Raw genomic sequence first — 22,509 nt, 5'->3', positions numbered from 1 at the left:
CGCTGCCCGCGCGGCCGCACCCCTGGACAGACGACAGCACCCCGAACCGGGCGGTTCGGGGTGCTGTGTCGAGGGTGTGCGCGGGTTATTTCGAGCAGGTGCCCCGCACGAGGATGCCGCCGACGAGGACACCGGCGAGGGCGATGCCGGCGCCCAGTGCGGCCGACGCGAGAACAGTTGCCGTGGACGCCGCCTCGGGTGCCCGCAGCCGGGCCGCGGCCGCCGTGGGGACCGGGGCTGCCTGCGCGACACCCGCGACCGCCGGGGCCTCACCCGCCGCGGCGGCGACCTCGGCCGGTGGGATGCCGTTGGCGATGACGCCGTCGATGCCCTTGAAGAACACCCCGGCCATCTTCTTCGCGACGCCGGTGATCATCCGCTGCCCGACGCCGCCGACCATGCCGCCGACGACGGCGTCCGCGTCGTAGCTGAGCAGGGTGCCGCCGTCGCGTTCCTCGAGCCGCACCGTCACGTCGGCCTTGACGGTGCCGGGCGCACCGGCTCCGGACGCCGTCATCACGAACGACTGGGGCCGATTCTGCTGCGACAGAATCACTTCGCCGTCATAGGTGCCCTTGATGGATGCGACGCCCGCGGTGATGGACAACTTGTAATGGTTGTCGCTGACCTGCTCGAGGGACTGCACCCCGGGAATGGTGGCCGCGAGGACCTTTCCGTCCTGCAGGTTGTCGTACACGGCCTCCGGCGGTGCGGTCAGTAGGGCGGTGCCTGCGATTCTCATTCGTTCTCCTTGCTCTGTGACGACGCGTGCGCGAGGCGAAGCTCGAACAACTCCGAAGGGGATATCGGCATGGATGTGATCGGGATGCCTTCCGCGTCCTCGATCGCGGCGGCGATGACGGCGGACGTCGGAATCACGCCCGCCTCGCCCGCACCCTTCATACCGAGGGGATTGAGGCCGGACGGGGTGACGGTGTGGTCCATCTCGAGCGAGTCGGGCATCTCGGTGACGAACGGCATCAGGAAGTCCATGTACGACGCGTTCAGCATCTGGCCGTGCTCGTCGTAGACGATCTTCTCGTACAGCGCGCCGCCGACCCCCTGCGCGACCGCGCCCATGACCTGGCCCTCGACGATCCGCGGGTTGATGACGTTGCCGCAGTCGTGGATGACGGCGTACCGCCGGACGTGGATTTCCGCCGTCACCGGATCGGTTTCGACGATCGCCGCGTGCACGCCGGACGCGAACGTCGACGTCGGGGGCGAGTAGTAGCCGGTGGCCTCGAGCCCGGGTTGTTCACCTTCCCGGACCGGCGGAATCGTCATGTCCGTGTCGGCTTTCGCGAATCCGGTGGCCTGCCGCGACGCGTCGTCGAATGCGTAGCGCAGCGGGTTCGACAGCACGGCGACCACGCCCAGCGAGATGGAGGTGCCCTCGGCGCCGGGCAGCGTGCCGATCTTGCACACGTGCCCACCGCGAAGTTCCAGTTCGGCGGGATCGAGGTTCAGCGCGTCACCGGCGATCTTGCGGGCCTTCTCCGCGACCATCTGCGCGGCCACGTGGAACGCCGACCCGGACATCACGGCGCCGCGGGACGCGAACGTGCCGACGGCATAGCCGAATCGGCGGGTGTCGCCGGTGACGATCTCCACGTCGGTGACCGGCACGCCGAGGTCGTCCGCGACGATCTGCGCGAACGCCGTCTGGTGGCCCTGCCCCTGAGTGGTCAGACCCGTTGCGGCCTTCACCTTCCCGGACGTTTCGACGAGGACGTGGGCGCCCTCGTACGGGCCCGGCCCGGTTCCCTCCACGTAGGCGCCGATCCCGATGCCCACGGCCCGGCCCTCGGCTTTCGCCTGCTTCTTGTACTCGGCGAACCCGTCCCAGTCGATGAGCTTCTTCAGCTTGTCGATCCCGGCCTGGTAGTTGCCGGTGTCGTAGATCAGCGGGCGGCCGTCCTGGAACGTGAGATGGAAGTCGTACGGCATCTCCTCGGGCCGGATGAAGTTGTGCTCGCGGACCTCGATGACGTCCTTGCCGAGATATTTCGCGATCGCGTCCATCGCCCGCTCCATCGCGAACACGGCCTGCGGGCGCCCGGCGCCGCGGTAGGGCGTCACGATGACGGTGTTCGTGTACAGCGAATACGCGTCCACCCGGAACGACTTCGGCTTGTACGGCCCGAGCACCTGCGTCGACGTGTTCAGCATGACGATGATGCCGTACGGCAGGTAGGCGCCGTTGTCGTGCCAGAACGTGAAGTCGAACGCGAGGAGGGTGCCGTCGTCGTCGAATCCGACCGTCACCTCCTGGATCTGGCCGCGTTCGTGCGCGCTCGACACGAAGTGCTCGCGCCGGTCCTCGACCCATTTGACCTCGCTCGAGATGCCCGCCGTCCCGAGCTGCCGCGCGGCCCAGGTGACCATGACCTCCTCCGGCCACGGGTGGACGATCTTGACACCGAAGCCGCCACCGACGTCGGGGGCGATGCAATGGACCTTGTTGTGCGCCATCTTCAGCCGGGCCGCGATCGCGGCCCGCGCCGACGTCGACGTCTGAGTCGACGTCCAGAACGTGAGCGCCTGCTCGTCGGTGTCCCAGCGCGCGTAGACGCCCTTGCCCTCCATCGGCATCGACGCCGACCGCTCGATCTCGAGGTTCAGCGTGAGCCGGTGCGGTGCGTTCGCCAGTTCCGCGTCCACGTCGCCGAATCCGTGCTGCAGGTGCGCCGCGACGTTGTCGGGGACGTCCGCGTGCACGGCGTTGTCCGCCTGCCGCGCCACGTCGATACCCACGACCGGCGGGAGCATCTCGTACGTGACGTCGATCTTGGCGCACGCGTCCTCGGCGATGTACCGGCTGTCGGCGACGACCATCGCGATTGCCTCACCGACGTGGTTGACCTCGTCCTTGGCGAGCGGATATCCGTTGCGCGGGGCGGTGATCGCCGGATGCGGGATCAGGAGGGGCAGGTTCTCCGCCATCTCCGGGGAGTCGTCCGCGAGGTCGTCGTACGTGTAGATCGCGTGCACGCCGGGCAGATCCAGGGCGGCGTCGATGTCGATCCCGGTGATCCGGGCGTGCGCGTGCGGTGATCGGACGAACGCGGCGATGAGCGCATTGTGGCCCAGGTCGTCGAGGTAGCGGCCGTTGCCGGACAGCAGCCGGGCGTCCTCGGTGCGGGGAATCGGTTTGCCGAACAGCTTCTCGGATTCGGCGGTGTCCCCGCCGGTGTGCTTCGTGCCTGCCGGCGCGGTGCGGGGTTTCGTGACGCTCATGCTCTCCCTGCCCTTCCCCCGACGGGGTTGGTGGTGCCGCGGACCTTCGGATCGAGTGACGCGCGGGCCGACTCGTCGTCCTTGCCGAGCGGGAATTCGCCCGAACGCTCGCGCTTGATCTCCGCGGCGCGCAGCACGGCCGCCCGGATGTTCTGGTAGCCGGTGCACCGGCAGAGGTTGCCGGCGATCGCGTCGGTGGCCTCCTCGCGGGTGGGCGAGTCGTTCTCCTCGAGGAACGCCGCGATGGTCGTGACGAACCCGGGAGTGCAGAACCCGCACTGCAGGCCGTGGCAGTCGATGAACGCCTGCTGCACCGGATGCAGCGTGCCGTCGGGTTCGACGAGTCCCTCGACCGTGGTGACCTCCCTGCCTTCGAGGCTTGCCGCGAGTACCAGGCACGACCGCACCGGCTTGCCGTCGAGCAGCACGGTGCAGGCGCCGCACACGCCGTGCTCGCAGCCGACGTGGGTTCCCGTCTGGCGCAGATGGTGCCGGATCGCGTCGGACGCGAGCGTCCGCGACGGCAGCAGCACCGTCTGCGTCACCGCGTTGAGCGTGAACGTCACCGCGACGTGCTGTTCGCCCGTCTCCTCCTGTAGCTCGGCGAGTTGCTCGTCGATGCTGGTCGTTGCCTTTGCCATGGTCATCTTCCTCCCGCCGACGCGTGCACGGCGGCACCGTCGAGCACTGCATCCTGCGCGGCCGCGAACCCAACCCGTGCGGTCAGGGCCGCCACCAGTTGCGACCGGTACCGCGCCGTGGCGTGGATGTCTGGTTCGGTGTCGATCCGTTCCCGCGCGAACTCGGACAGATTCCGCCACAACGGGTCCCGGTCGTCCGTCGCGGACGCGCCCTGGAGGATGTCCGTGTAGTCGACGACCTCACCGAGTTCGCCGGCCGACACATACGTCATCCGGGCCTCCGCGACCGCACCGTCCTCGACCCGCACCTGCGCCGCGACCCCGACGAGCGCGTAGTCGCCGTGCCTGCGGGCGATCTCGTCGATCGCCGTCCCGACACCGGGCTCGGCCGCCGGGACCGTGACACTGGTCGCGATCTCGTCCGCCTCGAGGGTGCTTTCGAGCGGCCCGGCGAACAGGTCGGTCGAGCGGATCTCCCGGACCCCGCGCACGGAACGCACGGTGATCGAGCCCCCGAGCAGCGCGAGCACGGCCGGCATCTCGGCGGACGGGTCGGCGTGAACGATCGAGCCGACCGTCGTGCCGCGATTGCGGATGGTCGGGTGCGCGACGAGACGCAGCCCGCGGCCGATCAGCGGCTGCACCTGGGCGGCGCCGCGGTCGGCTTCCAACATCGAGTGCGTGGTCAAGGCGTCGAACGTGACACCGAGGTCACGTGAGGACGACACCGCGTCCAGCCGGGGGATCGACCCGATGTCGACGAGGTGCGCCGGCGCGGCCAGCCGCATCGAGAGCAACGGGATCAGCGACTGCCCGCCCGCGAGCACCTTTCCCTCGTGAGCCACGTCCGCGAGGATCTGACAGGCCTCGTCGATCGACCGAGGTCGGTGATAAGTCAGTGGCGACGGTTTCATTCCTCAGATCCTGCCCGTATCGTACGCTCGACGTTTCGTGAACTAGTGACAAACCTCACGTGCTGACGCTGGCAGATCACGTGAGCTGACCGACCCGGTCCGGGACCGTTCCGTCGTCGGTGGTCGGCTTCGGGTGGTGACGGCCGGTGCCTGCGTCGTCGGGGTTGTCGGCGTCCTTCGGGGCGATGACGCGGCACAGGTGGTACATCCCGATCACCACGATCGTGCCGAGCGCGATGCCGCTGAGGGAGAAGCTGTCGCTGAACGTCAGCTCCACGTCACCGATCGCGATGATCAGGCCCGCCGCGATGGGCATCAGGTTGAGCGGATTACCGAAGTCGACGCCGTTCTCCTTCCAGATCTTCGCGCCGAGCAGGCCGATGATCCCGTAGAGCACAACCGTGATTCCGCCGAGCACGCCGCCGGGGGTCGCGGAAATGACGGCACCGAACTTGGGGGAGAAGCCCAGCAGCATCGCGATCACCCCGGCCGCGGCGTACGCGGCGGTCGAGTACACCTTGGTCGCGGCCATGACGCCGATGTTCTCCGCGTACGTCGTCGTGGGGGATCCGCCGACGCTGGTAGCAATGGTGGTGGCCAGGCCGTCGCCGATCAGGGCGCGTCCCATCATCGGGTCGAGGTCGGTCTTGGTGATCTCCGCGACGGCCTTGACGTGTCCGGCGTTTTCCGCGATCAGGGCGATGACACCGGGCAGCACGAGGACGATGAACGTGAGACTGAACGACGGCGCGTGGATGCCGACGATGCCGTTCGCCTCGTCGGAGAACGGCGGAAGCCCGATCCACGACGCCGAGGAGACGCCGTCCCAGTTGACGCGGAAGTGCTCGGTGACCGCGCCGGCGACCGGGTCGTACGACGTGATCATGCCGGTCGTCAGGTCGAGCACCCACGACAGCACGTAGCCGAACAGCAGGGTCAGGAAGATCGCGACCCGCCCGAGGAATCCGCGCAGCGCGACGCTCGCCACCACCAGCACGACCATCACCGTCAACGCGACCCACTGGTCCTGGGGCCAGTACGTTCCGGCGACCACCGGGGCCAGGTTGAACCCGATCAGCATGACGACGGCGCCGGTGACCACGGGCGGCAGGATCTTGAACACCACCCCGCCGCCGAGGAAGTGGATCAGCACGCCGATCCCGGCGAGCACGAGACCCGACACCAGGATCGCGCCCGTCACCTGCGCGGACGTGCCGCCCTGGGCACGGATCGCGGCGATGCCGCCGACGAATGCGGCCGACGTCCCGAGGTAGCTGGGAATCCGGCCCTTGACGACGAGCAGGAAGAAGAGCGTGCAGAATCCCGACATCATCACGGCCAGTTGAGGATTGAGGCCCATGATGATCGGGAAGACGAACGTGGCCCCGAACATCGAGACCACGTGCTGCCCGCCGAGCCCGATCGTGCGGCCCCAGCTGAGCCGTTCGCTGGGGGTGACGACCTCCCCGGGTGCGATGGTCTTGCCATCTCCGTGCAGTGTCCAGATAGGCATAGGGGGACCTTTCAGACAGGTGGCGGTGCAGGGGTGCCGGCGGGCCGCTTCTGGCGATGTGCCGCACGTCACAATTACACCTCGATAGGAGGGAAACGTTATTACAGCGTCAGCCACCCGGCGTGAGAAGAATCTGCCAGGGCGTGCCCGGCGAAATTGGCAACTTTAGGAATTGATGCCGCGCATCGCCATGATCTTGAGGGCGAGCGACAGGTCGAGGCGCAATTCGGGGTGATCGGTGAACGACCCGAGCATCTTCTCCAGCTTCACCACCCGGTACCGCAGTGTGTTGTAGTGAAAGTGGAGTTGACGTGCGGTTTCGGCGATGTTGATGTTGGTGGCGAGCAGCACCTCGAGGGTGCGCCGCATGTCCTGCGCCTCCGCTGTGTCCGCGGTCAGTTCGCGCAGCGTCTCCTGCGCGAACGACTCGAGTTCGCGGTCGTCCTCGACGAGGCTCAGCAGCCGGTACACGCCGAGGTCGTCGAAATGCGTCACCGCCCAGGCGCCGGTGATCTGCCGTCCCACCTTCAGCGCGGTCCGAGCCTGACCGTAGAGGGCAGGGATGCCGTCCACCGAGTCCGTCGGCCGGGACACCCCCACCCCGAACGCCCGGCGACCGCCGCCGCCGGCGCCGCGCACGGTGGCGACGAGTTCGTGGACGAGGTTCATCGTGTCGGTGCCGACACCCATGAGGATCACCGTCTCCGTCGCCAGTGCGGTGACGGCGGCGCCCTGGTCGCGGCCCGCGACGGCGCTGGTGAACGCCCGCGCCTGCCGCTCGACGAGCGGCATCCGGGTGGGCATCGACGGTTCGTCCTCGCCGACCGGATCGGGTTCGATCACCACGACCACCACCGGCCGGTCCAGGTCCCAGCCGAACGTCTTGGCGTGCGCGACCACGTGCTCGTGTTCGCCGCCGCGGCCGAGCAGCAGGTCGCGCACGAAGTTCGCCCGGTGCTTCTCCTCCACCGAGGAGACGACCAGTTCGCGGGCCACCACCAGGGCGCACACCGCGGCCGCCTGCTCGACGAGGTACAGGTCCTCGCTGCGCAGCGGGTGCCCGGTGGTGAAGTGCACGAGCCGCCCGTGGTCGATGCCGTTGGCCGAAATCGCTGACACCGCGATGGACTCGTCGCCCAGCCGGTGCAGGCCGAGCCCGCCCTCCGTCGAATCGGTGCGGACCCGCCCGGTGGAGTCGAGCGCTGCACTCGACGCCAGCCGGCTCAGTTCCGACTCGTCGCCCGCCCGGCACAACTGACGTCCGTCGGGTGTCGTGATCAGCACGGCCCCGCCCAATTCGGCGGCGACAGCGACGGCGAGTTCGGCGAACCCGCCGCCGGCCATCACGACGTCGACGAGCACCCGCCGCAGCCGGTCCGCCTCGAACACGGCGTCGACCTGCCGGGCCGACAACTCCGCGAGAGCAGCCGCCAGCGGATGTGCCTGCGAGTACAGGTCGGCGACCACGACGACCGGAAGCCCGAGTTCGTCGGCCGCATCGGACATCTCGGCCGGCAGCGGCGCGGTGGGGTCGTCGAGGCGCACGGCGAGCCCAGCGACACCTCGCCGGTCGAGCCGGGCCAGGAACGCGTCGATCGGCTCGACCAGCCGGCCGAGAACCGCGGTCGTGGTGATCAGCAACTGTCCGGTCCGGAGCCACGGTCCGATGCCCGGCACCGCCATCACGGCGATGTTCGACACCTCACGCGAGGTGCCGCTCTCGCCGGCGACGAGGGTCGGGGAGACGAGCAGATCGGATGCCAACACGTCGGCGAGCGGTTGCGGCGCAACGCCCGGACCAGGCCCGTTGCCGGTGTCGGCGGCTGCGCGGAACCCGGGAGCGGAACTACCGGCATCCCTCGTCGTCACTGCAACACCCTGCTCACCTGATCCGACACTCGCCCCGGATGGCGCGAAAGCCTGACCTTAAGTCTCGACCCGAATACCCGTCAAACGTCGCTCACGCGGTGCACTCGAGCGGACGGCCGGTCCCGGCGGGCGCGTCACGGTGGATCGGACCGCTCAGCTGCTGGAGCTCGAGGCCCGTGGTTCCGCGGGTCGTCTTCATCATCTCGGCGAGGATCGACACCGCCGTCTCCTCGGGGGTGCGGGCACCCAGGTCGAGGCCGATCGGCGAATGCAGCCGCGCCAGCTCCGCCGCGGTCGTCCCCTGTTCGCACAGCAGCGCGACCCGGCGCTCGTGTGTGGCGCGACTGCCCATCGCGCCGATGTACGCCGCGTCCGATCGCAGGGCCAGTTTCAGCAGCGGGATGTCGAATTTTTCGTCGTGGGTGAGCACGGCCAGGACGGTCCGGTGGTCGACCGGTGCGGTCTCGAGGAACCGGTGCGGCCACATCACGACGACGTCGTCGGCGTCCGGGAACCGGGCGCGGGTCGCGAACACGGCGCGGGCGTCGATCACCGTGACGTGGTAGCCGGCGAACGCGCCCAGCGTGCACATGGCGGCGGCGAAGTCGATGGCCCCGAAGATGTACATCCGCGGCGGCGGCGCGAAGATCTCGACCATGCACACCGTCTCCGACCGCAGCTGATACACCTGCGACTCACCGGCCTCGAGCCGCCGGCGGACGCTGTCGACGTCGGCGCCGGGCAGGTCGAGGTCGCCCACCGGCCCGTCGCCGGTGATCACGCAGCGCCGGGTCCGCGATCCGTCGCCGGTTTCCGTCACGACGGCGATCGATTCGCCGCCGCGGATGCGCCGCGCCGCGTCCGCGAAACCCGGGAAGTCGTGCCGCCCGATGCGCTGGACGAACACCTCGATGGTGCCGCCGCACGTCAGTCCGACCCCGATCGCGTCGTCGTCCGCCACACAGAACACTTCCGTCCGGCTCCGCCCGTCGGCCAGCACGTCCCGCGCCGTCTCGTACAGCGTGCTCTCGACGCACCCACCGGACACACTTCCGAGCACCTCACCGGATTCCGACACGGCCATCGCCGCGCCCGGCGCCCGCGGGGACGACTTCCAGGTGCGCACCACCGTCGCGAGCGCGAACGTCTCGCCGCGGTCGAACCACGATTCCAGGCCCGTCAGGATGTCGCGCATCGTCTCGTCCTCCTCGGGTGCTTCTTCGGGTAGCTCACGCTAACCGGCCGTGACCTGCCGTCGCGGCACACAATGCGCCGAAATCCCCAGCGGCCGCTTGTGCATTCTCGCCATCGCTATCGACCGGCGAGTCCGCAATTCTCGGACGGTCCCCTTCCTTCTCAGAGAACCGAGGATCCACCATGAACCAGTTGCTCAGCGGGATCCGGGTCCTCGACCTCACACGAGCCCTCGCCGGACCGCTGTGCACGGCACTGCTGTCCGATTTCGGCGCCGACATCATCAAGGTCGAGACCCGTTCCGGTGGCGACAGTTCCCGGCAGTGGCCGCCGTTCGACGGCAGCGACAGCCTCTACTTCACCTCCGTCAACCGTGGCAAACGTTCGGTCGCTCTCGACATGCGTAGTGAGCAGGGCCGGAAACTGCTGCGCCGCATTGCCGTCGGCGTGGACGTCATCGTGGAGAACTTCCGTCCCGGCGTTCTCGCGGAGATGGGACTCGACCAGGAGTCGCTCGCCGCGGACAATCCCGGGGTGATCGTGATGAGCGTCAGCGGTTTCGGCCCGACCGGTCCCGAGCAGTTCTCGCCGGGACTCGATCAGGTCGCGCAGGGCATGTCGGGGCTGATGTCGGTGACCGGCGCCGGTGACCACACGCCGATGCGCGTCGGGATCCCGATCATCGACACGGTGTCCGGTATCTATGCGGCGCTGGGCATCACGGCGGCACTCGTGGCCCGGGGGCGGGACGGTGCGGGTCATCACGTGCAGACGTCCCTGCTCGAATCGGCGCTGTCGATCATGTCGTTCCAGGCCCAGGACTACCTGAGCACCGGACGCGTCGCGGAGCCGAACGGGAACACGCACCCGACGATCACGCCGTACGGCACGTTCGACACCGCCGATTTCCCGATCATCATCGCGACCGGCTCGGACAAGCACTGGGACTCGCTGTGCCAGGTCCTCGGGGATCCCGCCCTCGCCGACCGGCCCGAATACCGCACCGGCCAGTCACGACTCGCGCACCGGGACCAGCTCACCAAGGAACTTCTCGAACTGCTGTCCGTGCGGCCTGCCGCCGAATGGGTGACGAAGATTCGCGCGGCGGGCATCCCGTGCGGCCCCGTCCACACGATCGATCAGGCGTTCGCCGACCCGCAGGTGCAGGCCCTGAAGATGGTGCAGCCCGTGGCCACCCCGGACGGCGGTGAGGTGCCGCTGGTCCGGAGCCCGTTCTGGGTCGACGAGGAAACCCTGCCGATCCGGAATGCGCCACCGATGGTGCTGGGGCAGGACACGGCGGAGGTGCTGGGCGAATTCGGGTTGAGCGAAGCAGACATCGAGGGTCTGCGTCGCGACCGGGTGATCTGACACCTGGCCGTGGTCGCCTCACAACCGGGCGGCCACGGCCAGCGCGACGTGCTCGCACCACGGCCGCGCGACGACCTGCACGCCGATCGGCAACCCCGACTTCGTGATTCCCACCGGAACGACGACGGATGGCAGACCCGTCACACTGATCGCGCGGCAACTCGCCAGGGCCTGAGCCCACGTGAGCGACTGCCCACCGACGTCGAACAGTTCTTCGCCGAGCGGCGGCGCCGGAATCGAGGCGACGGGAAGGACGAGGACGTCCCCCATCTCGCCGAGCAACCGGTGCACCAGTTCCGATCGCCGCGCCCACAGCCGCTCGACCGACCGGCGGTCCACGTCCCGCCCGTCGGCGAGCATCGCGGTGATGTTCGCCCCGAAGCCGGTGCCGAGTTCTTCGATGTCGGTGTGAGTTTCGACGGACCGCAACGTCCCGAACAGGTCGTTCCCCTCCGCCAGCGCCGCACCCCGATACGGGCGGGCACCGAGTTGCCGGGCGACACCGGCGACGGCCGCGACGATCTCCTCGTCCACCGGGACGGTCCCCTCACCGGGTGCCCACGTGACGTCGAGACGTGGGAGGTCCACCGTGCCCGGGTCGGTCCACCGATATTGCCGGGACGAGAGCACCCGCAGCACGAGGGCCGCGTCGTCCAGCGTCCGCGCCATCGGACCGATCGTCTGCAGCGTGCCGTGCATGGTCGCCGGATTGGTCAGCAGGTGATCGCCCGACGGGACACCGGGATACTGGCCGTCGGGGTCGACCCGACCGACGGTCGGGCGGACGGAGCGCAGTCCTGTGCAGTGCGCGGGCCAGCGCACCGAACCGCCGAAGTCGGTGCCGAGGCCGACCACGCTCATCCCGGACGCGATCGCCGCCGCCTCACCACCGCTCGACCCGCCGGGTGAGCGGGGTACGCCGTCGGGCCGGAGTGGGTTCACGGTGTACCCGAACAGGTCGTTGTGCGTGAGGCCGCTGGCCCCGAACTCCGGGGTGTTCGTCTTCCCGACGAGGATCGCGCCGGCCGCCCTCATCGCGGCCACCGCGGGGGCGTCGACAGAAGGCACGTTGTGCTCGAGCGCGCGCGATCCCGCCGTCGTCCGGACACCCGCGGTCGCGATCAGGTCCTTCACCGTGAACGGCACCCCGGCCAGCGGACCGACGTCCTCACCTCGGCCGATCCGGCTGTCGAGGTCGTCGGCGGCCCGGATCGCCTGGTCCTCGGCGACGGTGACGACGGCGTTCAGCTCCGGGTTCCGCGCCTTGATGTGCGCCAGGTGGTCGTCGAGCACCTCGCTCGCGGACACCTCCCGGCTCGTGACGGCGCGGGCGATCGTCCGCGCGTCCGAGCCGACCCAGCTGCCGTCGTTACCCCACACATGTCCTCCTCGGCTCGTGCTCAGGGGTCGACGCTAGACATCCCCGGACCCGCCGCACACGGCCAGTGTCCACAGGAATGCGGAGCCCGACCTGTGAAGAGTTGATACTTCGCCGCGCTACCGGCTCTGGGAGGATCGGATGATGCTCTCGCCCTGGGTCCGCCTTGCCGTCGCGCTGTTCGCGGTCAGCTGGGGAGCCAACCAGTTCGCCCCGATGCAGCTGGTCTACCGCGAGCATCTCGGTCTCGGGAGCGGTTCGTTCACCGCGATGCTCGCGTCGTATGTCGTTGGTCTGATCCCTGCGCTGCTGTACTTCGGGCGCGTGTCCGACCGGTTCGGCCGGCGCGCGGTGATCCGTCCGATGATCCCCGTCGGCATCGTCTCCTCCCTAGTCCTGATCGCGGGAGCCGCCGTCCCCGACCTGCTCTATCTGGGACGGGTGCTGGCCGGACTCGCCTCCGGCATGGCGTTCGGCGCCGGCACCGCCTGGATGAAGGAACTCAGCTCCACGTCGCCGGCCGGGGCGGGTGCGCGCCGCGCCGCCATGTCGCTGTCCGCGGGATTCGGCTGCGGAGCGCTGTTCGCCGGCGTGATCGCGCAGTGGCTCCCCGCGCCGGAACTGCTCCCGTATCTGGTGCACATCGTGTTGATGGTCGGCGCCCTGGCACTGGTGTGGTCGGTGCCCGATGCGCGGGTCCGCGCGACGGACCTCGTCGCCAAGCCCCTGTCGGCGCTCGCGACCTCCCGGTTCCGGTGGGGCATCGCGCCCTGGGCGCCGTGGGTGTTCGGGGTGGCGACCGTGTCGTTCGCGACGCTTCCGCCGCTCGTGTCCGAGTCACTGCGCTCCACCTCGGTGGCGTTCACCGGTCTCGTCGCGGCACTGACCCTGATCACCGGGGCGGTGATCCAGCCGTGGGCCAAACGGTGGTCGCAGCAGGACGACGCCACCGGGATCCGGGTCGGCATCGTGCTCGGGGTGCTGGGTTTCGGGGCCGCGACCGTCGTCGCGTATACGCACGGTGCGCTGCCGGTGGTCGCGATCGTCGTCGCGGCCTTCCTTCTCGGATCCTGCTACGGGATCCTGCTCGGGTCCGGTCTCGCATCCGTCGAGAAGCTGTCGCCGGAAGACGAACTCGCGCAGACCGTGGCGGTGTTCTACTGCCTGATCTACGTCGGCTTCGCCGTCCCGTTCGTCATCTCACTCCTCGCCCCGCACGTCGGCTACGCCGCGTGTTTCGCGGGGGCGGCGCTGCTGATGCTGCTGTCCGTGGCGGTGGGCCGCAAGGCGAAGGATCCGCACCTCACCCCCACGTGAGTGGCAAAGTGTGCCCGGGCACGCTTTGCCACTCACCTGGGGTTAGCGCGACCGGACGGGAAGCAGCGCCGGTGACGAGTGCGACGCGGTTCGTGAGACGGTGGGAAATTCCATTGCCGGAGGTAGGCACGAAAAGTCCTTTCGGTGGTGGGGTCGGGGACGGATCACACGACTCCTTGCGCGAGCATGGCGTCGGCGACACGGATGAATCCGCCGATGGCGGCGCCGGCGACGTAATTGTCTGCGTCGTCGGTGTAGGTGGCTGCGGTGGCCCGGGTGTGATCGTGGATGTCCCGCATGATGTTTTCGAGGCGGCTCTCGGTTTCCGCCCACGTCCACGACGTCCGGGCGGCGTTCTGCTGCATCTCCAGGGCGGAGGTGGCCACACCCCCGGCGTTCGCCGCCTTGCCGGGACCGAAGAGGACGCCGGCGTCGCGGAACAGTGCGACCGCCCCCGGGGTGCACGGCATGTTCGCACCCTCGGAGACGGCCTGAACTCCGTTGCGGATCAAAGCCGTTGCGTGCTGTTCGCCGAGTTCGTTCTGGGTGGCGCACGGGAGGGCGACGTCGCAGGGCAGGTCGAAGACGGAACCGGTCGTGACGTAGGTGGCGGACCGGCGTTCGGCGGCATACGCGGACAGCCGGGCCCGGCGGACCTCCTTGACGTCCTTGAGCAGGTCCACATCGATGCCGGCGTCGTCGACGAGGAAGCCGCCCGAATCGGAGCAGGCGATCACGGTGGCCCCGAGTGCATGGGCCTTCTCGATCGCGTAGATCGCCACGTTGCCCGAACCCGAGACCACCGCGCGGCGGCCTTCGAGCGTCCCGCCGCGGGTGGCCAGCATCTCGCGCAGGAAGTACACGGCCCCGTACCCGGTGGCTTCGGTCCGCGCATGGGATCCGGCCCACCCGACGCCCTTCCCGGTGAGCACGCCGGCTTCGAAACGGTTCACGATGCGCTTGTACTGTCCGAACATGTAGCCGAGTTCCCGGACACCGACGCCGATGTCGCCGGCCGGCACGTCGGTGTGCTCGCCCAGGTGGCGGTAGAGCTCGGTGACGAACGACTGGCAGAACCGCATGATCTCGGCGTCGCTGCACCCGGCCGGGTCGAAGTCGCTGCCACCCTTACCGGCGCCGATGCCCTGCCCGGTCAAGGCGTTCTTGAAGATCTGCTCGAAGCCGAGGAACCGGATGACTCCGAGGTCGACGGTCGGGTGGAAGCGGAGTCCACCCTTGAACGGCCCGAGGGCGCTGTTGAATTCGACCCGGTATCCGCGGTTGACCTGTACCTGTCCGGTGTCGTCGACCCACGGAACGCGGAACATCACCTGGCGTTCGGGTTCGCAGAGCCGTTCGAGGATCCGCGCCTCGACGTACTCGGGATGCCGGTCCAGGACCGGTCCGAGGGCGGCGAGGACTTCCTCCACCGCCTGATGGAAGACCGATTCCCCGGGGCTGCGATGACGAACGCTACGGAGAACCACTGAAACGTGATCGGTGGAAGGGAGAGTGTCGGTGTCCAGGAGTGTCATTGCTTCCTCCGCAACGAAGTGTCGATAGGGGGTCGGGTTCTACGAGGCGCCGTTCGGGCCGGTGAGGGTGGTGCCGGTGGGGAGGTCCGCAGGGGTCGCGGTGGTCTGCGCCGCCGAGGCCAGCGACTGGTTGCGGGTCTCCTCGGCCCAGAAGAAGCTGATGACGAAGCCGAGGAGGGTGATTGCGGCTCCGATGAGCATGGTGGTGCCGGTGCCCAGCGTGTCCAGCGACACCGGCACCAGGAAGGTCCCGGCCGCTGCACCGACGCGACTGATCGCGGTCGCCAGCCCGACCGCGCTGGCACGGATCTGGGTGGGGAACAACTCGTTCGGGTAGATGAACACCAGGATGTTTCCGGCGCTGTTGATCAGGGTGAACAGGAAGAAGAACACCATGACGAACCAGGAGGGGGCACCGGGCCACACGCCCAACGGCACGAGCGCGAGGGCGCCGAAGAAGAAGCTACCGAGGATCAGGGGCCGCCGTCCCCGCGTCTCGACCCATCGCATCCCGGGAAGTGCACCGAGAACGAAGCCCAGATTCAGGATGATCTGGCCGAGAGTTTCCGAGGCACCGTTTCCACTGAAACCCATGTGCGAGAGAATGATCGGACCGTAGGTGAACAGCGCGAACTGCGGGATCGCGAAGCACATCCAGAACAGTCCGCAGAATACGACGCGTCGCAGGTAGTCGCCACGCAGCAGTTCGGTGAACCGGCCCGGGCCGGGGGAATCTTCGTCGGCGGCCAGGGTCGCGATCTCCTCGAGGGTGACATTGCGGCCGAGCACGTCCGACACGTGTTCGCGCGCCTCCTCGAGTCGGCCCTTCGCAACCAGCCATCGGGGCGACTCGTGGGCACCCATGCGCAGGAGCAGGACGATGACGCCGAACACGGCGCCGCTCGCCAGCATCCACCGCCACGACTCCGGTCCGTACACGCTCGTCAGCGCGAAGCCGACGAGGTAGGCGACCACCGCACCGACCAACCAGACCACCGACAGCAGGCCGATGATCGCGCCGCGGGACTTCTTCGGAATCCACTCGGTCAGAAGAGATGTCGCGATCGGATAGTCGGCACCCACCGCTGCGCCGATGACGAACCGCAGGGCGATGAGCTGCCACCCGGTTTCGATCCACAGGCAGGCCACGGAGGCGAGGATCATCACCAGCAGGTCGGCGGTGTACATCACCCGCCGGCCGATCCGGTCGGTGACGGGGCCGAAGATCAAGCTTCCGAAGAACAATCCGACAAGCGAGACCGCGCCGGCGAATCCGAGCGTGCTCGCGTCCAGGTCGAGGTCGGCGCTCGCACCCGCGAGGGCGACGCCGACGATACTGAGTAGGTAGCCGTCCAGGAACGGGCCACCGGAACACGCGACGATCAGCTTCTTGTGGTATCGCGTCAGCGGACTGTCGTCGATGAGATGAGTGGTCATGGTGTGTCCTCGGGGAGGGGAGGTCAGGGGGTTGGCACAGCGTCGGGATGCGCGGTCGCGACGGTCACTTGCCGATGCGGGCGGCGTCGCCGACTGTCGCGGCGTAGGCGTCGAGAAGCCGTTCGGTGTCGGCGATCTGGTCGTTCCAGATGTCGCGGGGGATGTCGATGCGGTCTTCGGCCTCCTGCAGTCGCGCGACGTAGGCGGCGACGTCGGCGCCACCCGGCCCGGCCTGCTCGTGCAGGGTGATCATGCGTTCGGCGATCTCGGACTGCCGGCCGTAGACGGGGATCTGCGGGCCGCGCGGCGCGGCCATTCCGATGTAGTACAGCTTTTCGAGGCCCTGCGGGATGATGCCGCCGGCGTAGCGCAGCGGTCGCTGGTTGCGGCGGGCGATGAGGGCGTCGTCGACGAACGGCACGCTCGGGTGGAACCCGGTGGCCCACAGGATGGTGTCGTACTCCCTCGCCGATCCGTCCGCGAAGTGGACGGTGTTGCCGTCGAATCGGGAGATGTCGTGGCCGACGACGCCGACCCGGCCGTGGTGGATCCAGTACAGCAGAAGGTCGTTGACGACGGTGGCACCGTCCGCGAGCGTGCGGTGCTTCGGAACCGGCAGCCCGGGGTAGTCGGCGTTCTCGCCGATCGACACCCGGGCGAGCAACCGGGCGATCAGGTCCTGTTCGGAGGGTGAGAACTCGGCCATGAACGGCAGTTCCTGGCGCGGGCGGCCGAAGTACATCTTCGGCTGGAAGTACGAACCGTGCCGCACCACGATGTCGGCTTCGAGACGGTGCTGGGCGACGTCGACGGCGAGGTCGCAGCCGGAGTTGCCGGCCCCCACGACGAGCACACGGTTGCCTTCGATATCCCCGACGTTCCGGTAGCTGCCGGAATGAATCTGCTTGCCCGCGAAGGTGCCCGGAACGTGGGGCACCTTGGGGTCCCACAGGTGTCCGTTGGCGATCAGCACGCCGTCGTAGGTGCCGGCGCCGCTGGTGGTCGTGACGTTCCACCCCGCCGATCCGGTGGGGCCGTCGGTGTCCACGGGGGTGACCGACAGGACCTCGGTGTCGAACGAGATCCGCTTGTCGTGCCCCCGGGCACGGGCGTAGGAGGCGATGTAGTCGCGGATCTGGTCGCGCCGCGGGAAGTGCGGGTACTCCGCGGGCATCGGAAAGCCCTCGAAGTGGGTCATGTCGCGGGAGGTGATCAGGTGCAGGGCGTCGTAGTCGGTGTTCCAGTGGCCGCCGACGCGATCACTCTTCTCGTAACAGTCGACCTGGTAGCCACGCTCGGTCAGCACGTTCAGGGCCGAGAGTCCGGCCGCGCCGGCGCCGATGACACAGTAGGAAGTCATGGTGTTCCTTTCGAAGAGGGATCGGACGTCAGCGGATGACATCGCCGCCGGAGAGGACGATGGTTTCGCCGGTCATGAACGCGGCGTCGGGGCCGGCGAGGATGGACACCCAGCGGGCGATTTCCTCGGGTTCGGCCACCCGGCCCAGCGGAATGCCTGCGGCCGCGGCGGCCATCCGGCCGGTTGCCGCGTTGCCGGGTGTGTTGACCCAGCCGGGCGCGATGGCGTTGACGCGAATTCCCTTCGGCGCCAGCTCCAGTGCGAGTTCCTTGGTAATCATCACCACCGCTGCCTTCGAGGCGCCGTAGAGCATCTGTCCCGGCGAGACCGTGAAGGCGTCGACGGACGCGAAGTTGACGATCGCGCCGCGCTGCATGTGCGTCACCGCCTCGGCCGCGACGTTGAGCACGCCGAGGACGTTGACGTCGAACACCGTGCGGTACAGGTCCTCGGTGAAGTTTTCGAGGGTGCTGGGCGGGTAGATGCCGGCAATGTTGGCTACCAGCTCCAGGGACCTCGATCCGTCCGCGAGGTGATCGGCGATCGCGCGGCCGACGGCCTCCCGCGACGTCACGTCGACCTCGACGGTCCGCACCGTCGCACCGGGCGCCTCGAACTCCGTCGCGACGCGGTCGAGGGCGAGGACGTCCCACCCCTCCTTCACCAGAGCGGCCGCCGTGCTCTGTCCCATCCCGCTCGCCGCACCGGTGACGACCGCTGTCTTCACTTCGCCCAGGCCTGCCATCGTGAACTCCTTCGATCGACTTTCGCCGGTGTGTTCCAGCCCACACTAGACTTGCTGTTTCCCCAGTCTGTGCGACGCCTGGGGGCTCGTAAACGGCATAGTCACAGCGCCAGTTCTAGGTTTTACCTATAGATACCGGCGAATGTTGAGCGTTGGAATCGGCGAGGTTACTGCCGTATTTCGCGGGGAGCGGGATGTGTCACAGCGATGCCACGACGGGCGGAGGGGCGGCGGTCTCAGCGCCCGTTCTCGTTCGCCGCCGTCCGGGTGGGCCGTCGGCCGCTCCACCCCGAGGCCACACTCTGCAGAGCGGAGATGTGACGGTGGGCCAGGGACATGAACTGCCGGGTCGCCGGGGACAGGCTCCCGCTCGCGTGGGTGACGAACGCGAAACGCTCCTCGTAGGGCGGGTCGAGCGCAACCCACGTCACCTTGTTCGCGCTCTCGTGCGACCGGGCGACGAGATAGGAGACGAGGGTGTCACCGATTCCGTCGGCGGCAAGCTCCATGGCCGCCGACTGGAACTCGACCTCGATGGTCGGCGCCACGTCCACCGACGCCGCCTCGGCGCGTGCCGCGATACTGCGGCGAAGCGGGTCGTCGGCCTGCCACCGGGCCTCCGACAGGATGAGCGTCGCCCGGGACAGATCCTCGATGGAGATCGGCTGCCCCGTTCGATTCGCGTCGGCGCTCACGTACACCACCTCGTCCACCAGAACGGGGTCGCTCACGGCGAGGCGGGTCTCGTCGATCGGCAGCTGGACGAGTCCCGCCTCGAGATCGCCGTTGCGGACCGCGTTCGCCACCTCGGACGAGTTCAACCCGACGATCTTGACCTTGACCTGGGGGTGCAGCGACCGGAACTCCGTGATCAGCGGTGTGAGGAGGTAACGGTGCGCGCTACTGAACGTGCCGAACGAGACCTCGCCGCCAGTCAGCGTGCGGGCCTCGCGGGCGGTGGCCGCGAGGTCGTCGGCACTGCGCACGGTCTGCCGGGCCAGCGGAATGATCATTCGGCCGACGTCGGTCAGCTGTAGCGTCCGGTTCGTCCTCGTGAACAATTGCGCGCCGATGTTGCGCTCGAGCCGTCGGATCTGCTCGGACAGGCTCGGCTGGGCCACGTGCTCGGCCGCGGCTGCGGCCGAGAAGGATCCGGCCTCCACCGAGCGCAGGAAGTACCGCAGCTGACGCAGAGTCGGCCCTTCGGACATCGGCAGAAACCTTCTCGATAGGAGCTTCCTTGGTCTGGAGTCCCAGTATGCCGCACACCGGCCGGCGCCGACGCGCTGAATCGACACCATCGCAACACCTTCGACGCGCTCCGGAACCACCGATACGGAACGTCGAGAAGGAATGTGCAATGACCGTGATCGAGCCGCGTGTTCCCGGTTACGGGCGTAAGAGGAATTCTCCGGCGAGCCGGATGGCTTCGCGTTTGGTGTACCCGGGGTGGTCGGCGACGATGAAGTGGCGGCCGATGGCGAGCCCGAACATCAGGGTGCTGCGCGCCTCGATCTCGTCGGGGTCGGTGACGAAGGTGCCGAACATCGTGCGCAGGAACTGCATCCGCTCGTTGTCGATGCGCTGCAGGCGTGCCGCGACGGACCGGTCGTGGTGCGCCCAGGCCCGGATCGCGAGGTCGATCCGGTGCAGGTCCTCCGAGTAGGTGAGTTGACCCACGCGCCGGATCCGCTCGGCCGCGTCGCCGCCTTCGGCGTCGGCCTGGGCGATGACGGCCTTGGTGCAGCGGCGCTCCCACTCGTCGAGCATCTCCGTGAGCAACGCGGGACGGCCGTCGAAGTAGCCGTAGAACCCGCCCTTCGTGACGCCGAGTTCGGCGGCGAGTGCCTCGACGCGGACGGCGTCCGGTCCGCCGCGCGCGAGGGCGTCGAGCCCGGCCTCTATCCAGCGGGCTCGTGTGGTGCGGGCGACGGCGGGAATCGGTCCACCTCCATTGATCGCGGTCAATTTGTACGGTACCGTATAGATGAAATATACGGTACCGTATAGATCGGGGACGACAGTGCTACGAATAGCAGAGGCCACCTACACCGAGCAGCCCTGGCGCATCCACGAATTCACGAGCGACTTCGACGTCGAGGACGTGTGGTCGTATCGCACTCCGGGAGCCGGTCCGGACGACTTCCCCACAATGCTCGCCGCGATGCGGGCCCAGGGCGGACTCGGGAAACAGCCCCGGGTCGTGAGATTCCTGTTCGCCGTCCGGTGGAAGCTCGGCGAACTGTTCGGCTGGGACGATCCGTCGGCGGGCGTCGGCGAACGGGTCGCCTCGCTCCGCGACCGCCTGCCCGACGACCTCCGCGACGCTCCCCGCGGCCCCGACGACGCAGGCATGCCGCTCACAGCGGTGTACGAACTCGACACGGAGGCCGCCCGCGAACTGGCGAACACCACCGTTCACACCGTGATGCATCTCGGCTGGGTGCAAGCAGCGGACGGCGACTACGGGCTCCAGATGACCGTCCTCGTCAAACCCAACGGCCGGTTCGGGCGGCTCTACATGGCCGCCATCGCACCGTTCCGGCATCTCCTCGTCTACCCGGCCCTGACCCGGCAATGGGAACGCGCCTGGCGTGACTACGCCGCGAGGTGAACAAATCACTGTTCCCGATAGGAGACGGCCCCAGCCGGGTACCTTCGTGGCATGGGTGACGAGGCCATCGACCCCGTGACGGCGTATGAAGCGCTCTCCGCCGGCGCGCGCCTCGCCCTGCTGCGAGACCCCGAAGGCATCATGCCGCCGCAGTTCATCGGGCAGGTGATGGCCGTGTGCGGGCACGCGTGCGTCGTGGGCATCACCGGTGGACCCGATCCGGTTCCGCAGATGGCGATGCTCCAGGGGCCGCTCTCGGAGTACCTCGCCCAATGCCGGTGCGTCCTCGACTCGTGGTGGAACTCGCTGACGCCGCGAACCCGGGCGGGCATCAGGTGCCGCGAAGCGGTACCCGAATCGCTGGCACTGCAACTGCCCAAGCACATTCCGTGGACGGCAGTGTCCACGCCCGGTTCTCACCTGCTGGTGCGCGACTATCTGGAGCTGCAGGCGACGGGCTACGAACTGATGTAGATCGCGCGGTCAGTCGGGGGTCTTCTCTCCTGAAATCGCGTCCGGTTCGTATTCGTCATGGCGGCGCAGCCAGCTCATGAACGGGTCGTCGCCGCGGCGCGGTTCCGGTTCCCAGTCCTCCTGACGACCGCGCGCGGTGAGGTCGAGCCAGTGATAGGTGCCGACGAGCATGTCGGTGGAGCGCGCGTAGCCGGAGTAGGTGTGGAAGACGCGCTCACCCTGGCGGAGGAAGGCACTGACGCCGTGCTCCTCGCCCGACCAGCCCTTCCACGCCGGGTCCATGCGCTCGAGTTCCGCCTCGTCCTTGTAGTTGTATTCGACCGGCGCGACCGACGCGTCGATAGTCACATGGAAGTCGTAGTTGAAGTTGCTCCCGAGCGAGGAGTACCAGGGGATGGTCCAGCCCATGCGCTGCCGGTACTGCTCGAGCTTGTGCAGGGGTGCGCGGGACACGGCCGCGAACGAGGTGTCCCGGGCGTAGAGGTGGTGGAGGTCGCCGACGTTGTCCATCGTGAACGTGCAGGACGGGCATCCCTCGTCGGCGTCGGGTTCGAACATGAAGTGGTAGATCAGGAGTTGGCCGCGGCCGTCGAACAGGTCGACGAGCCGGGCCCTGCCCCCGGGACCGTCGAACTCGTAATTCTCGGTGATCTCGACCATCGGTAGCGCACGCCTGGCGGCGTTGACCCGGTCGCGGTGGCGGGTCAGCTCCTTCTCCTGTGCAAGTAACTCGCGCCGCGCGACGAGCCATTGCTCGCGGGTGGTGACCTGTGGATCGGACGCTGTCATCGTTCGTCTCCTCTCGAAGGGCACCTGTAATCCTCGCAAGAGACTCTCTGCGATGGCTCCCCGACCGCGCGCGCTACCTCGCCTCACGAATAATTCGCGTCGACGCGAACTCGCGCGG

The 22,509-nt window shown here is 68.4% G+C and carries 19 protein-coding genes; 4 read left to right on the top strand and 15 right to left on the bottom strand.

Translation table 11 applies throughout. The features are described from left to right. Nucleotides 1-85: 85 nt before the first annotated feature. From BLV94_RS28990 to BLV94_RS28960, 7 genes are all read right to left on the bottom strand, one after another. Entirely contained in the window at nucleotides 86-742 is a 657-nt protein-coding gene (locus tag BLV94_RS28990) for an SRPBCC family protein (RefSeq protein ID WP_072945087.1), read from the bottom strand. Then, nucleotides 739-3,240: an aerobic carbon-monoxide dehydrogenase large subunit gene (gene cutA / locus BLV94_RS28985; RefSeq protein WP_072945085.1), complete on the bottom strand. Its 2,502-nt coding sequence runs from the start codon at nucleotides 3,238-3,240 to the stop codon at nucleotides 739-741. Before cutA ends, BLV94_RS28990 begins: the two co-directional genes overlap by 4 nt. Then, nucleotides 3,237-3,887 carry a (2Fe-2S)-binding protein gene (locus BLV94_RS28980; RefSeq protein WP_083395698.1) on the bottom strand — a complete coding sequence of 217 codons (651 nt, stop codon included), beginning with the start codon at nucleotides 3,885-3,887 and terminating at the stop codon, nucleotides 3,237-3,239. Before BLV94_RS28980 ends, cutA begins: the two co-directional genes overlap by 4 nt. Further along, nucleotides 3,884-4,795, bottom strand: a complete 912-nt coding sequence (locus tag BLV94_RS28975; protein ID WP_072945081.1) for an FAD binding domain-containing protein — start codon at nucleotides 4,793-4,795, stop codon at nucleotides 3,884-3,886. The genes BLV94_RS28980 and BLV94_RS28975 overlap by 4 nt, the downstream gene beginning before the upstream one ends. Nucleotides 4,796-4,871: 76 nt before the next feature. Beyond that, complete coding sequence (locus tag BLV94_RS28970; RefSeq protein WP_072945079.1) at nucleotides 4,872-6,308, bottom strand: uracil-xanthine permease family protein; 1,437 nt, start codon at nucleotides 6,306-6,308, stop codon at nucleotides 4,872-4,874. Nucleotides 6,309-6,473: 165 nt separating this feature from the next. Then, nucleotides 6,474-8,177 (bottom strand): PucR family transcriptional regulator, encoded by a 1,704-nt coding sequence (locus BLV94_RS28965; RefSeq protein ID WP_083395697.1) that lies wholly within the window; start codon nucleotides 8,175-8,177, stop codon nucleotides 6,474-6,476. 91 nt (nucleotides 8,178-8,268) lie between these two features. After that, a complete protein-coding gene (locus tag BLV94_RS28960) occupies nucleotides 8,269-9,372 on the bottom strand; it encodes an XdhC family protein (protein WP_072945077.1) in 1,104 nt (367 codons plus the stop codon). Between the two features lie 182 nt (nucleotides 9,373-9,554). On the opposite strand from BLV94_RS28960, the gene BLV94_RS28955 reads away from it, so the two are divergent. Next, nucleotides 9,555-10,742, top strand: coding sequence for a CaiB/BaiF CoA transferase family protein (locus BLV94_RS28955; RefSeq protein WP_072945075.1), 1,188 nt, complete (start codon nucleotides 9,555-9,557; stop codon nucleotides 10,740-10,742). 18 nt (nucleotides 10,743-10,760) lie between these two features. Here the strand turns inward: BLV94_RS28955 and BLV94_RS28950 are convergent, their stop codons facing one another. After that, entirely contained in the window at nucleotides 10,761-12,122 is a 1,362-nt protein-coding gene (locus tag BLV94_RS28950; protein ID WP_072945073.1) for an amidase, read from the bottom strand. A 142-nt stretch (nucleotides 12,123-12,264) separates the two neighbouring features. Between BLV94_RS28950 and BLV94_RS28945 the strand changes: the two genes are divergently transcribed. Further along, nucleotides 12,265-13,437: an MFS transporter gene (locus BLV94_RS28945; protein ID WP_072945122.1), complete on the top strand. Its 1,173-nt coding sequence runs from the start codon at nucleotides 12,265-12,267 to the stop codon at nucleotides 13,435-13,437. A 164-nt stretch (nucleotides 13,438-13,601) separates the two neighbouring features. On the opposite strand, the gene gdhA is transcribed toward BLV94_RS28945, so the two are convergent. The 6 genes from gdhA to BLV94_RS28915 form a co-directional block, all read right to left on the bottom strand. Next, nucleotides 13,602-14,972 (bottom strand): NADP-specific glutamate dehydrogenase, encoded by a 1,371-nt coding sequence (gene gdhA / locus BLV94_RS28940; protein WP_083395696.1) that lies wholly within the window; start codon nucleotides 14,970-14,972, stop codon nucleotides 13,602-13,604. A gap of 39 nt (nucleotides 14,973-15,011) precedes the next feature. Beyond that, nucleotides 15,012-16,409: an MFS transporter gene (locus tag BLV94_RS28935; RefSeq protein ID WP_072945071.1), complete on the bottom strand. Its 1,398-nt coding sequence runs from the start codon at nucleotides 16,407-16,409 to the stop codon at nucleotides 15,012-15,014. Nucleotides 16,410-16,473: 64 nt separating this feature from the next. Next, on the bottom strand, nucleotides 16,474-17,769 hold the full coding sequence (locus BLV94_RS28930) for a flavin-containing monooxygenase (RefSeq protein WP_072945070.1): 1,296 nt from the start codon (nucleotides 17,767-17,769) through the stop codon (nucleotides 16,474-16,476). 28 nt (nucleotides 17,770-17,797) lie between these two features. After that, nucleotides 17,798-18,514, bottom strand: coding sequence for an SDR family NAD(P)-dependent oxidoreductase (locus tag BLV94_RS28925; RefSeq protein WP_072945068.1), 717 nt, complete (start codon nucleotides 18,512-18,514; stop codon nucleotides 17,798-17,800). A 236-nt stretch (nucleotides 18,515-18,750) separates the two neighbouring features. Next, nucleotides 18,751-19,725: a LysR family transcriptional regulator gene (locus BLV94_RS28920; RefSeq protein WP_072945066.1), complete on the bottom strand. Its 975-nt coding sequence runs from the start codon at nucleotides 19,723-19,725 to the stop codon at nucleotides 18,751-18,753. A 178-nt stretch (nucleotides 19,726-19,903) separates the two neighbouring features. Further along, the gene (locus BLV94_RS28915; protein ID WP_072945065.1) at nucleotides 19,904-20,560 is read right to left on the bottom strand and encodes a TetR/AcrR family transcriptional regulator; all 657 of its coding nucleotides are present in this window, start codon (nucleotides 20,558-20,560) and stop codon (nucleotides 19,904-19,906) included. Between BLV94_RS28915 and BLV94_RS28910 the strand changes: the two genes are divergently transcribed. Together BLV94_RS28910 and BLV94_RS28905 are read left to right on the top strand one after the other, a co-directional pair. Continuing rightward, nucleotides 20,538-21,128 (top strand): DUF2867 domain-containing protein, encoded by a 591-nt coding sequence (locus tag BLV94_RS28910; protein ID WP_072945118.1) that lies wholly within the window; start codon nucleotides 20,538-20,540, stop codon nucleotides 21,126-21,128. The genes BLV94_RS28915 and BLV94_RS28910 overlap by 23 nt on opposite strands. Nucleotides 21,129-21,179: 51 nt before the next feature. Then, a complete protein-coding gene (locus BLV94_RS28905) occupies nucleotides 21,180-21,602 on the top strand; it encodes a hypothetical protein (protein WP_072945063.1) in 423 nt (140 codons plus the stop codon). Nucleotides 21,603-21,611: 9 nt separating this feature from the next. On the opposite strand, the gene BLV94_RS28900 is transcribed toward BLV94_RS28905, so the two are convergent. Continuing rightward, complete coding sequence (locus BLV94_RS28900; protein WP_072945061.1) at nucleotides 21,612-22,391, bottom strand: DUF899 domain-containing protein; 780 nt, start codon at nucleotides 22,389-22,391, stop codon at nucleotides 21,612-21,614. Nucleotides 22,392-22,509 lie beyond the last annotated feature (118 nt).

The organism is Rhodococcus koreensis (assembly GCF_900105905.1).
Lineage (GTDB): Bacteria > Actinomycetota > Actinomycetes > Mycobacteriales > Mycobacteriaceae > Rhodococcus_F > Rhodococcus_F koreensis.
The sequence above is the reverse complement of the archived record's forward strand: the minus strand, read 5'-3'. Positions and strand labels throughout refer to the sequence as shown.

Bases quoted from the DNA above. Each gene is read 5' to 3' on its own strand.
- BLV94_RS28990 (WP_072945087.1), bottom strand. From the start codon at position 742: ATGAGAATCGCAGGCACCGCCCTACTGACCGCACCGCCGGAGGCCGTG.
- cutA (WP_072945085.1), bottom strand. From the start codon at position 3,240: ATGAGCGTCACGAAACCCCGCACCGCGCCGGCAGGCACGAAGCACACC.
- BLV94_RS28980 (WP_083395698.1), bottom strand. From the start codon at position 3,887: ATGACCATGGCAAAGGCAACGACCAGCATCGACGAGCAACTCGCCGAG.
- BLV94_RS28975 (WP_072945081.1), bottom strand. From the start codon at position 4,795: ATGAAACCGTCGCCACTGACTTATCACCGACCTCGGTCGATCGACGAG.
- BLV94_RS28970 (WP_072945079.1), bottom strand. From the start codon at position 6,308: ATGCCTATCTGGACACTGCACGGAGATGGCAAGACCATCGCACCCGGG.
- BLV94_RS28960 (WP_072945077.1), bottom strand. From the start codon at position 9,372: ATGCGCGACATCCTGACGGGCCTGGAATCGTGGTTCGACCGCGGCGAG.
- BLV94_RS28955 (WP_072945075.1), top strand. From the start codon at position 9,555: ATGAACCAGTTGCTCAGCGGGATCCGGGTCCTCGACCTCACACGAGCC.
- BLV94_RS28945 (WP_072945122.1), top strand. From the start codon at position 12,265: ATGCTCTCGCCCTGGGTCCGCCTTGCCGTCGCGCTGTTCGCGGTCAGC.
- gdhA (WP_083395696.1), bottom strand. From the start codon at position 14,972: ATGACACTCCTGGACACCGACACTCTCCCTTCCACCGATCACGTTTCA.
- BLV94_RS28935 (WP_072945071.1), bottom strand. From the start codon at position 16,409: ATGACCACTCATCTCATCGACGACAGTCCGCTGACGCGATACCACAAG.
- BLV94_RS28930 (WP_072945070.1), bottom strand. From the start codon at position 17,769: ATGACTTCCTACTGTGTCATCGGCGCCGGCGCGGCCGGACTCTCGGCC.
- BLV94_RS28925 (WP_072945068.1), bottom strand. From the start codon at position 18,514: ATGGCAGGCCTGGGCGAAGTGAAGACAGCGGTCGTCACCGGTGCGGCG.
- BLV94_RS28920 (WP_072945066.1), bottom strand. From the start codon at position 19,725: ATGTCCGAAGGGCCGACTCTGCGTCAGCTGCGGTACTTCCTGCGCTCG.
- BLV94_RS28905 (WP_072945063.1), top strand. From the start codon at position 21,180: ATGGGTGACGAGGCCATCGACCCCGTGACGGCGTATGAAGCGCTCTCC.
- BLV94_RS28900 (WP_072945061.1), bottom strand. From the start codon at position 22,391: ATGACAGCGTCCGATCCACAGGTCACCACCCGCGAGCAATGGCTCGTC.